This is a genomic window from Streptomyces sp. NPDC005728 (assembly GCF_040630895.1).
In the GTDB taxonomy this organism is placed as follows: domain Bacteria; phylum Actinomycetota; class Actinomycetes; order Streptomycetales; family Streptomycetaceae; genus Streptomyces.
The window spans coordinates 21,641-31,176 of the sequence record NZ_JBEXYL010000089.1; the positions used below are offsets into that span (position 1 = coordinate 21,641).

Sequence of the window (9,536 nt, forward strand, 5' to 3'; positions counted from 1 at the left end):
GTGGGGGAGCCAGGCCACCGTGGAAACCCGCGTCGCCAGGATCTTTGCCGGGTTCGCCCGCCGCAGCCGCGCGCAGGTCGTCGTCCTCGCTGAGCTTGTCCCCGAGGCTTGCCACCGCGCTCCTCGCCGTCCCCATGACCGTCAGCCTGCCGCCCGACATGGCCCCCGCACTCCGCGCGTCGACGCTCGCGGCGGAGAAGAAGTACGCGCGGAAGGTGCAGGAGACCGGGGAGCGGCTGCACCTGTGGCGGTGCGCCAGTCTCTACGCCAACCGGATGTTCGAAAAGACCCGCAGCAGGAGCGGCCTACCCAGCGGCGCCATGCGCGCAGAGGGTGCTGCGCGCGGTGACCGGGAACCATCAACCGGGACCGGGACGGACAGCCGCCCCGACGTCCGGCCACCACCCCGTGAGCTCGCGGAGGAGCTATGTCAGCCACCTTTCCCGTGATCGCCGTCGCCGGTCTGGGCGTGGAGTCGTCCACGTTTTCCCCGGCCCGCACCGACGCGCCCGCCTTCCAACCCCAGCGCGGTGTCGACGTCCTTGGCCGCTATCCGTTCCTGGCGCCCGGGCAGCCCCTGCGCGCTGCCGCCGACTGGCGCGGGGCTCTGGTGGGCAAGGCCCTGCCGGGCGGCACGGTGACGGCATCTGCGTACGCAGACCTGTCCGGTGAACTCATCGCGAAGCTCCAAGGGTTGGGCCCGATCGACGGCCTCTGGTACGACATCCACGGTGCGATGACCGTCGAGGGAATGGACGACGCGGAGGCGGAACTGCTGGCCCGTATCCGCGAAACCGTCGGCTTGGACGTGATCGTCTCGACCTCTATGGACCTGCACGGCAACGTCTCGCGCACCCTGGTCCACCTCACCGACCTGATCACCTGCTACCGCATGGCCCCGCACGAGGACGCCATGGAGACCAAGGAGCGTGCCGCTCGCAACCTCGTCGACCAATTGACGGGCGGCGGACCTCGTCCTGTGAAGGCGTGGATCCCGGTGCCGGTACTGCTGGCCGGCGAGCAGACTTCGACGCGGATCGAGCCTGCCAAGGGTCTGTATGCGGCTGTCGAGGAGGTGGAGGCGGCCCAGGGGGTGACGGACGCGGCGATGTGGGTCGGCTATGCGTGGGCGGATGAGCCGCGCAACCGAGCTGCCGTGGTTGTCACCGGTCCCGACGAGAGTGCCGTCACCGGCGGAGCCGAGCGTTTGGCCCGCGCCTTCTGGGACGCCCGGCATGACTTCGTCTTCGTCGCGCCCACCGGCACCCTCGCCGACTGCCTCGACGAGGCGCTCGCGTCGACGGCGCAGCCTTACTTCGTCAGCGACACCGGCGACAATCCGACGGCGGGCGGCGCGGGTGACGTGACGTGGGGCCTTGGACAGCTATTGGCACGCCCGGAGCTCCAGGGTCCGTGCGGCCCGACGGTGCTGTACGCCTCCCTGCCGGGGCCGACCGCTGTCGACACGGCCGCGCGTGCGGGCATCGGCGCGACGGTCACCGTCACTGCGGGCGCGGAGGTCGACGGCCGGTACGCCGCGCCCCTCACCATGACAGGTGTGGTGCACGCGGTGCGGCACGGCGACCCGGACGCAGGGACGGAGGCCGTCCTGCGCGTCGGCAGCGTCTACGTGATCCTGACCCGGCTGCGCAAGCCGTACCACCACGAACACGACTTCACCGACCTTGAGTTGAATCCGCGCACGGCCGACGTCGTCATCGTGAAAATCGGCTACTTGGAACCGGAGCTCTTCGCCGTGGCCGCCGACTGGAAGATGGCCCTCACCCCCGGCGGCGTCGACCAGGACCTGCAGCGACTCGGCCACCACCGTATCCGCCGGCCGATGTTCCCGTTCGACCCGCGTATGGCCGACCCAGACCTCAGCGCCCGGATCATCGCCCCCTCGAGCCAGCCGTTCAGCGGGCCCGAGGACTGAAATATCGAGGGCCCGCGTCGAAGACGGCGCGGCCCGAGCAGCGAGTCCGCCAGCTCACCACCGACAACCGCACCCTCGACGAAAGACTCAAGGCCGCCCGCTCCAACCTCCGCTTCCAAGACCGGCGCGTCGCTGACCTCGAAGCCCAGATCGCGGGCACCTGACAACTCGGGGGACCGCTCAGTCCGGTCCGGTGACCAGGAGAAACCCGTCGTCACGGACCGTTCCGCATGCCGGGCTCCAGCATATGGAGCCCCACAACGAACAGGCCGCAGGCGAGGTCCTGCATCAACGCGGCTGGCGCAAGGCATTCACCGTCCAAGAGATGGTCGACAAGTGGGCGTGGCTCGTGGGTGAAGTCGAGGACGCTTACAGGGCCTCGACTGAGGTGGATGCGATAGATCAGCCGCGGTCGGTGACCGGACTTGGTGCAGATTGAGCCCCGCCATCGACACCTGCTTGGTGCCTGCGGCCGTCACTCACACCTCAGGAGTGCGCCCGCGTCGGCCCCAGGTGCGGCCTTTGGGCGGCCTCAGGCCCTGGCCAGCCTCGTCGCTGAGTAGGCCCGGGGCGCGGTGCCGGGATTGCTCCGCGTCCTGGGCACGACGACAGTCGTTCGCCCCCGCCTCCAGTGCAGTGCACCCTGCTCCACCCATACCCGGGTACGGCCGCTGGCCAGAACAACCCCTGTTGCAGGCCCAGTGTTTGATTCCCCCACGGCAGTGGATCGTAGAGGTCCCCAGTGCCCGGGCGGGGCTTGCGATGCCGAGCACTGGGAGGCGACCCCCGAGTGCGTCAACCACCGTAACGGCTCCCCCCGCGAGTGGGACACCCGTGCAGGAACGCTTGAGGCGGCCATTTCCCGCCTGTTGGAGGGAGGTTCGGGCTGCAACCCTGCGTTCGCCCCCACTGGCGGCTTCCCATCAGCGTGCCTGCTGCCAGGGCTGCTGTCGTACCTGTCGCGAAAGAACGGCCGGACCATTGCCGAGTGGGCGAGGGAGGTCACGCCGGACGGCATGCAGCAGCTGCTTGGCCGGGCCGAGTGGGATGCCGACACCGATCTCGACGACGTGCGCAGCACGCGCTGGAACATTCTTCCTGCCCGGTCGGGGTCGGTTCAGATTCCGGGGCGCCCGTCGGCCGTCCAGGCGGCGTACTCCTGGCGCACGTAGAGGCGGCGGCTGGGGGCGAGCGTGATTGTGTCGGGGTGGTGCGGGCCGGCCGCCAGGTGGGGATGGCGGCGATCGTGGAGGACGAGTTGTTCGGCGGTTTCTGCGGCAGCTGCGACCGGGCCGGGGCCGGGGTCGTCGAGGGCCATCCGGTCCATGAGGGCGGCCCGGCGTAGCAGCCAGGCGCGTTCGGCGGCCGTCGCATCGATGGGGGGCCGTGTGAGGGGCCTGGCCTGGCGGCCGTCGCGTTCGGCTCCGAGGGCGAGCACTTGGTGCATCTCGCGGCGCAGATCTGGCGCATTCGTATATGCCTCGTGCGGTGGCGGGGCGTCGATGTCCTTGCCGCTGTTCGGGGTGACGTCCACGCTCACACCTCCGCCGGTACGCAGGGGCCGGCTCCGCAGCGTTGGCACAGCACCGTGTCGTGGTGGGGGCCACCGTGATCGAGGGCCGATGGGCGCGCCGCGGACCGCATGGGCACCTGGGCCGAGCTCGGGCAGCCGTCGATGGGGCACGGCTTGTGGGTCGCGAAGGCCCACTCGGCTGGGGCGTCGGGTGACCCGGCGCCGCGGCCGCCCCCGGTGAACCGACGCTGTGTTGCAGTGCCGGCCCCGGCAGGGGGGCGCAGCTCGTGCGGAGCGTCCGGCCCGGTCATGGCGAGCACCTCAGGCAGGCGCGGACTTCGCGGCCGCCGCGTGTCTGGCGGATCTCGGTCGACTGGGCGAGGTACTGGACGATGCCGGTGCCACGGCCGTGTTCGTCCGGGGCGATGTCGGGGCGATGGCGCTCCACGGCCGCGCCGGAGTCAGTGACCACAATCTGCAGAGTTTCGTGGTCGAGGGCGAGCAGCAGGGTCATGCGCTCATGGCCGTACTGGGCAGCGTTGGCGACGAGTTCGTCGACGATGAGAACGGCGGAGTCCCGCTCGCTCGCGGGCACACTCCAGGTCTCCAGCAAATCGGCCGCGAAGTGACGAGCGGCGGAGACGTGCGCCTCCTGCGCCGGCAGGGTGAGCAGTGCCTGGCGGCGGCAGGGCCGGCCGAGCAGTGAAGTCGGGCTGGCGGAATCGGTCACAAACATGGTCTTCTGGCTCTTCCGTGGATGTGCGGAGACCGGAACGGGGTGACCGCAAACAATTTCGGGGGGCGGTCGGTAGGCCGGATCCCGCATGGGCGCGGTCATTCAGTTCCACGGACGACACATGTCGGACGGTTCGAGTTATTCGCCCCTTTTGTTCGGATTCTTGCGAGTCATGTCAATGTCGGCGCCTGTCTGGGCCCAGCCGCCTCTGCTTGGAGCTCGTTGCCGCACGACCGGATCGGGCACCGGCAGCTCGGTCCCCTCGCCCGTGGTCTTCCGGACGGCCCTGCAGGAGCGTCGCGCCGTAGAGCGGGGCAGACGTCCCTGCCCGCATCTCGACTGGGTCGCGGTCCTCGGCGTGCAGACGTCCTGGATCCTCTTCTCCGGGCTGTACGGACTTCGAAGGAAAAGAAGAGTTGTGCACGCCCTATCGGCCCACTCACGCATGAAGTCAGCCGCGGACTGGGTCGGTTCGCCGGGTTGAGGTGTATGCCGCCGACCCCCGCACAGCCGTGCCCGCCCGTGTGCGCGGCCGGCACCCGAGGGGCCCGGCGCGGGGTGGCCGCCCTGCCACTGCGGAAGTCGCGTGACGGAAGCGGACCAGAGCCCCACGACGGAGCTGCAGAAACTGCCCCGATGGCCCCCGAGGCCGCCGCGCTCGTCGGCCGGGAGCCCTTGTCGGACGGTCTCGCCGGTCCCGGAGCCGTGCGGTGTGGTGGCATCGGGGGACGACGGTGATGACGAGCGTGCCTGTGCAGCCGATGTCACGAGCAGAAACCTCTTCGATGGCCATCGGCTGGACGTCCTGTGCGCGCCACCATGCGCTCATACCTGACTGCTGTCGTCATGCCACTGGGCGGCCGGGCCGTCCAGTGACATGACCGATGACCGCCATGGCCTGGCCTCACGCTCGGATGGTGACCAGTTTCTGACCGTTGCCTGCGAGGATCTCGAAGTGCTCGATGGCTCCCGGAGCCATGGCGACCGCTCCTGGGATCGTGGTGCCGAGGGGGTACTCGCCTGCCCGCCAGGTAGCGCTGTCCGTCCTGGCCCCGTCGGGCCCGACCGCCTGCAGCCGGCAGGTGATTCCGGCGGGTGCCCCCCTGGCGGAGATCTGCAGGAGACTGCCCCAGGCAGAGGGTGAGACCTTCACCGAGGCGGAAACGCCGGTGGTGGGATCGCTTCCGGAGAAGGTGCGCCAGACAGCCGGCGCGGTCGGTCCGGGTGGGCTCGCCTGACTGCCCACTGATCCGATGGCCGCCAGCCATGTGCCGCCGGCCGCTGCCGCGATGAGCGTCAGCGAGACTGCAGCGCCGGCCAGTTGCAGACGCCAAGACTTGCGGCGCCTGGCCGAGGCCTGCTGGAGCAGCCTCTCCAGCACACCCCCCTCTGGGGTCTGCGACACCGCGGGCGTGGCGGGCCGTCCGGGCAGGGAGCCCTGCGCGCTTTCGGCTGCCCGTGCCACCAGCCGGTCGGTCAGTTCTCCGTCAGCCGTCGGCACCGTCTGGCCCGAGGCTTCGGCTTCGGTCACCGTCGCCAGCAGCGCAGGCAATCCCGCCAGCTGGGCGTGTTCGGCCCGGCATTCGGCGCATGCCGCGAGGTGGACGCGCACCTGTTCCATTTCCGCCGAGGGCAGCGTGCCCAGGACGTATCCTCCCAGCGTCAGCCGGAGGGCGTCGTGCTCCGCACTCATGGTCGCCGCCTCCTGCCCGCCACGGTCATGGCTCGATCCCCCGCTCCCGCAGCGCCAGCCGCAGGGCGTGCAGGGCGTAGTACGTCCGCGACTTCACGGTGCCCAGCGGGATGCCCAGCACCTGTGCGGCCTCCGCCATGGTCCGGCCCCGGTAGTAGGTCTCCAGCAGGACGGCGCGGTGGTCCGGGGACAGTGACCGGACGGCTTCGGCAACCGCCCAGCTCTGCAGTGCCTGCTCGATCTCGTCCTCGCCCGGTTTCTGCTCGGCGGCCCGCTCCAGCACATCGCCACCGACCTCGGCCGGCCTGGACTGCCGGGCCCGGTGGGCGTCGATGACCAGGTGCCGGGCGACCGTGCACAACCATGCCCGGGCCGGGCCGCGTGCGGGGTCGAACGCGGCGGGATGCTGCCACGCTCGCAGCAGTGTCTCCTGCACCACGTCCTCTGCCCATTGCCAGTCTCCCGAGGTCAGTCGCAGCACGTAGTGGAACAGGGCTCCTGCGTGCTCCGCGTACAGAGTGCGCAGCAGTTCCTCATCTGCGGTCGAAAGGGTCCCTCTACCAGAGACACGGTGCGCGGAGCGATCCGGATCGGTCCTTGGACCACGTTTTCGGGAACTCCAGGGCATAACACGATCATCGCGCATATGCACCGCTTTGTCCTGTACGAACAGCTCGGTTCTGGTCACGCTCCGTGGCCTCCGCGGGTGGCGCGCCCTTGTCGGGCGTTACGGCCTCGCAGGATCAAGCGTGCGCGGGGCCCGGGGGGCGGCCGATCTGCGGCGATGCCAAGCGGTCTCACAAAAGGTGCGAATCCTTCGAACCGCTGGACCCTCACCGTCCGTGGAGACGAACAAGTACCGACTTGCGCGCAACTTCTCCTCGCTGCCCCATGCGGCAAAGGATGAAACAGAGGTGACCGAAATGCACCACGCGACGCACACGCTCTCGCCACCGGCCATGCTCACCCCGCCTCCGTGCAGCGAAGCCGGTGCCACCATGCAGCCCCGGCCCGTGCCCAGCACACACCACGGCGACGGCTCTACACACAGTGATCGGGGGCTGCGCGACCACCGGGGCAGAACTCCATCCGGACCAGTGTGCGCCGCACCCGTATGGGTGACGCCGACCTGCCCCGAGTCGCACGCGGCTCCCCGCTCGGGCGAACTGCCGCATGCCGCCTGCATCTTCGTGGCGTGGCAGGGCGGATGCGCAGCGCGGGGCACGTCGAGGCGGGCGGTCGGCACGGGGCAGCGCCCATGCTCGTTCGCTGGGTCCGTGACGGGCGCGTGCCCATGAACACGGCATTCACCACACACATCTCGGCGGTTGCGTGCGCCCGAGCCGGCGCAGTTCCCGTCTCCGCCTGATCAGTGAGGAACGGACACCATGTACTTGAACCTTCGCCCACCAGGCCGGCGATCACGCGCTGCGGCCGGGCTGGTCGTCGCCACCACTGCCGCTGCGCTGGGGCTCCTCAGCTCATGCGCCCAGTCGTCGCACTCCTCGTCCATCGGGGCCGGCGCCATCACGCCAGGTCGGGGTCACTACCAGACGGCAGGAATGCCCGGTGCCACGGGGTCGGAGAAAACGGTGGGCTCCGCTCCCGGCGCCGCCTCCCCGATGCCCAGCATGAGCATGCCCATGAGTCCCTCGAGCACAGGCGCGGCGGCCGCGCCAGTGACGGGGAATGCCGTGGCGATCAAGAACTTCGCATTCTCCCCGGCCACGCTGAAGGTCAAAGCGGGCACGACGGTGACGTGGACGAATCAGGACACCGACGCTCACACCGTCACCAGCGCCGGATCGGGCGGCCCCTTGCATTCGGCCGCCCTGGCCCCTCACGCCACTTACAGCTACACGTTCACCAAGCCCGGCAGCTACGCCTACCTCTGCACCATCCATCCGTTCATGACCGCCACCGTGGAGGTGACCTGATGACCGACTACTACGACAGTCATGACGGAGCACCGGCCGACGACGCCGGTCAGCCTGAAACCGAACACGGCATGACTCGGCGTCAACTCATCCGGCACGCAGGATGGTTCGGCGGCGCGGTGGTGCTGACCGTGGCCAGTGGAGAGGTGATCAGCCACATCGCGGACTCCCGGGACACCAACGCCGGGGCCGCCGCCGGGGTCGTCGCAGCGGAAAGCGGCACGTTGCGATTCGTGCAGGTCTCCGACAGTCATATCGGGTTCCATGGCCCGGCGAACATGGACGTGGTCGGCTCGTTCTCCGAAGCGATCAACCATGTCAACTCACTCGGATTCAGACCGGACTTCGTCATGCACAGCGGCGACCTGACCCATCTGTCCACGGCCGGGCAGTTCGACCAGGTCAAGCAGATGATGGCCGGAATGAAGACAGACCGTGTCTTCACTGTGCCGGGCGAGCACGACTCCATCGGTGATGCAGGCCGCGCCTACCGGCGGACCTTCGGCATGGGCACGCTCGGCGATGGTTGGTACAGCTTCGACACCCACGGCGTGCACTTCATAGCCCTGGTCAACACGCTGAGCCTGGAGAAGCTCGGGCACCTCGGCAACGCGCAGATCGACTTCGTACGCAAGGACCTGGCGGGACTGTCATCGGACACCCCCGTTGTGGTCTTCAGTCACATCCCGTTGTTCGCCATGTACCCGCAGTGGGGCTGGAGCACCGACGACGCCCTCAAGGTCATCGCCCTCCTGCGCCGCTTCTCCTCCGTCACCTGTCTCAACGGGCACGTCCACCAGCTGTTCACCAAGACAGAGGGCAACATCACCTTCCACTCCGCCACCACCACCGCCTACCCCCTGCCCAAGCCGGGTCGCGCCCCCGCCCCCACGCCCCAGGTAGTCCCTGCCCGGCAGCTCAGAGACGCACTCGGCATCCGCAGCGTCGGCTACCGCCAAGGGGACCGCGAACTGGCCATCAAGGACCAGAGGCTGGCATGAACACCCAAAGATTCCTCGTCCCCACCTTGCGGGCGGCGACCGCCGCAACCCTCGCCGCCAGCGGATACATCCACGCCCAGCTCTACACCGACGGGTACCGCTTCATCCACATCATCGGCCCCCTGTTCCTGCTCCAGGCCAGCGCATCTTTCGCCCTCGCTGCCCTGCTGCTGATCGGGACACCACCCCTGCTGCTGAGGATCGCCGAGGCAGGCGTCGCGCTCGGCGCCCTCGGTGGCTTCACCGCTTCGCGCACCGTAGGCGTGTTCGGATTCACCGAGCGCGGTCTGCAGCCGGCACCACAAGCCGTCCTCAGCCTCCTCGCCGAGACCGGCACGCTGTTGCTCCTCGCCATCTGGCAGTTGACTGTGCCCAGACGACACCGCGCTGTCCGACCGCCCGTCGGTACGTCCGTCTGGGACCGGGCCGTCACCCGTACGCCACCCAACTGAACCACCGCCACGAAGCCACCCGGGATGCCTGTGCTGCGACGGGCTCTGGACGCCCTGTGTCGCAAGCTGGAGGGCAAGGCAGTTGCGGCCAAGACGGCACGGCGCAAGAGGGCCACGTTCAACGAAGTTCTCAACACCGCAGTGGAAAAAGGATACTTCGCGGAGAACCCGCTTAGTGCTGGATTCCTCAAAGGAAGTACACATAGCGGGGGCGTAAGCGCCTGGTGGGTGGTGCGGGTCTGCCCCAGATCCAGGGTCGGGCGTGGGA

The 9,536-nt window shown here is 69.1% G+C and carries 9 protein-coding genes and 1 pseudogene; 6 read left to right on the forward strand and 4 right to left on the reverse strand.

Features of this window, described 5'->3' with window-relative positions:
* Nucleotides 1–95: 95 nt before the first annotated feature.
* The 3 genes and pseudogenes from ABZ471_RS37890 to ABZ471_RS37900 all read left to right on the forward strand — a co-directional run.
* Nucleotides 96–449, forward strand: coding sequence for a muconolactone Delta-isomerase family protein (locus ABZ471_RS37890; protein WP_359073074.1), 354 nt, complete (start codon nucleotides 96–98; stop codon nucleotides 447–449).
* Nucleotides 428–1,936 carry a M81 family metallopeptidase gene (locus ABZ471_RS37895; protein WP_359073076.1) on the forward strand — a complete coding sequence of 503 codons (1,509 nt, stop codon included), beginning with the start codon at nucleotides 428–430 and terminating at the stop codon, nucleotides 1,934–1,936. The genes ABZ471_RS37890 and ABZ471_RS37895 overlap by 22 nt, the downstream gene beginning before the upstream one ends.
* A gap of 932 nt (nucleotides 1,937–2,868) precedes the next feature.
* Nucleotides 2,869–3,009: pseudogene (locus ABZ471_RS37900) on the forward strand (IS701 family transposase); the annotation flags it as partial.
* A gap of 44 nt (nucleotides 3,010–3,053) precedes the next feature.
* On the opposite strand, the gene ABZ471_RS37905 reads toward ABZ471_RS37900, so the two are convergent.
* The 4 genes from ABZ471_RS37905 to ABZ471_RS37920 form a co-directional block, all read right to left on the reverse strand.
* Complete coding sequence (locus ABZ471_RS37905; protein ID WP_359073078.1) at nucleotides 3,054–3,470, reverse strand: hypothetical protein; 417 nt, start codon at nucleotides 3,468–3,470, stop codon at nucleotides 3,054–3,056.
* 286 nt (nucleotides 3,471–3,756) lie between these two features.
* Nucleotides 3,757–4,179 carry an ATP-binding protein gene (locus tag ABZ471_RS37910; protein WP_359073079.1) on the reverse strand — a complete coding sequence of 141 codons (423 nt, stop codon included), beginning with the start codon at nucleotides 4,177–4,179 and terminating at the stop codon, nucleotides 3,757–3,759.
* A gap of 910 nt (nucleotides 4,180–5,089) precedes the next feature.
* On the reverse strand, nucleotides 5,090–5,878 hold the full coding sequence (locus ABZ471_RS37915; RefSeq protein WP_359073081.1) for a zf-HC2 domain-containing protein: 789 nt from the start codon (nucleotides 5,876–5,878) through the stop codon (nucleotides 5,090–5,092).
* Between the two features lie 25 nt (nucleotides 5,879–5,903).
* Nucleotides 5,904–6,524 carry a sigma-70 family RNA polymerase sigma factor gene (locus tag ABZ471_RS37920; RefSeq protein ID WP_359073085.1) on the reverse strand — a complete coding sequence of 207 codons (621 nt, stop codon included), beginning with the start codon at nucleotides 6,522–6,524 and terminating at the stop codon, nucleotides 5,904–5,906.
* A 997-nt stretch (nucleotides 6,525–7,521) separates the two neighbouring features.
* Here ABZ471_RS37920 and ABZ471_RS37925 point away from each other — a divergent pair.
* From ABZ471_RS37925 to ABZ471_RS37935, 3 genes are read left to right on the forward strand one after another with little or no spacing between them, the layout of a single operon-like run.
* On the forward strand, nucleotides 7,522–7,815 hold the full coding sequence (locus ABZ471_RS37925) for a plastocyanin/azurin family copper-binding protein (protein WP_359073087.1): 294 nt from the start codon (nucleotides 7,522–7,524) through the stop codon (nucleotides 7,813–7,815).
* A complete protein-coding gene (locus ABZ471_RS37930; RefSeq protein WP_359073082.1) occupies nucleotides 7,815–8,816 on the forward strand; it encodes a metallophosphoesterase in 1,002 nt (333 codons plus the stop codon). Before ABZ471_RS37925 ends, ABZ471_RS37930 begins: the two co-directional genes overlap by 1 nt.
* The gene (locus tag ABZ471_RS37935) at nucleotides 8,813–9,268 is read left to right on the forward strand and encodes a hypothetical protein (RefSeq protein WP_359073084.1); all 456 of its coding nucleotides are present in this window, start codon (nucleotides 8,813–8,815) and stop codon (nucleotides 9,266–9,268) included. The genes ABZ471_RS37930 and ABZ471_RS37935 overlap by 4 nt, the downstream gene beginning before the upstream one ends.
* Nucleotides 9,269–9,536 lie beyond the last annotated feature (268 nt).

What these genes read in the sequence shown, in the direction of transcription:
- ABZ471_RS37920 (WP_359073085.1), bottom strand. Translation starts at nt 6,524, where the DNA reads ATGCGCGATGATCGTGTTATGCCCTGGAGTTCCCGAAAACGTGGTCCA.
- ABZ471_RS37915 (WP_359073081.1), bottom strand. Translation starts at nt 5,878, where the DNA reads ATGAGTGCGGAGCACGACGCCCTCCGGCTGACGCTGGGAGGATACGTC.
- ABZ471_RS37935 (WP_359073084.1), top strand. Translation starts at nt 8,813, where the DNA reads ATGAACACCCAAAGATTCCTCGTCCCCACCTTGCGGGCGGCGACCGCC.
- ABZ471_RS37930 (WP_359073082.1), top strand. Translation starts at nt 7,815, where the DNA reads ATGACCGACTACTACGACAGTCATGACGGAGCACCGGCCGACGACGCC.
- ABZ471_RS37895 (WP_359073076.1), top strand. Translation starts at nt 428, where the DNA reads ATGTCAGCCACCTTTCCCGTGATCGCCGTCGCCGGTCTGGGCGTGGAG.
- ABZ471_RS37925 (WP_359073087.1), top strand. Translation starts at nt 7,522, where the DNA reads ATGAGTCCCTCGAGCACAGGCGCGGCGGCCGCGCCAGTGACGGGGAAT.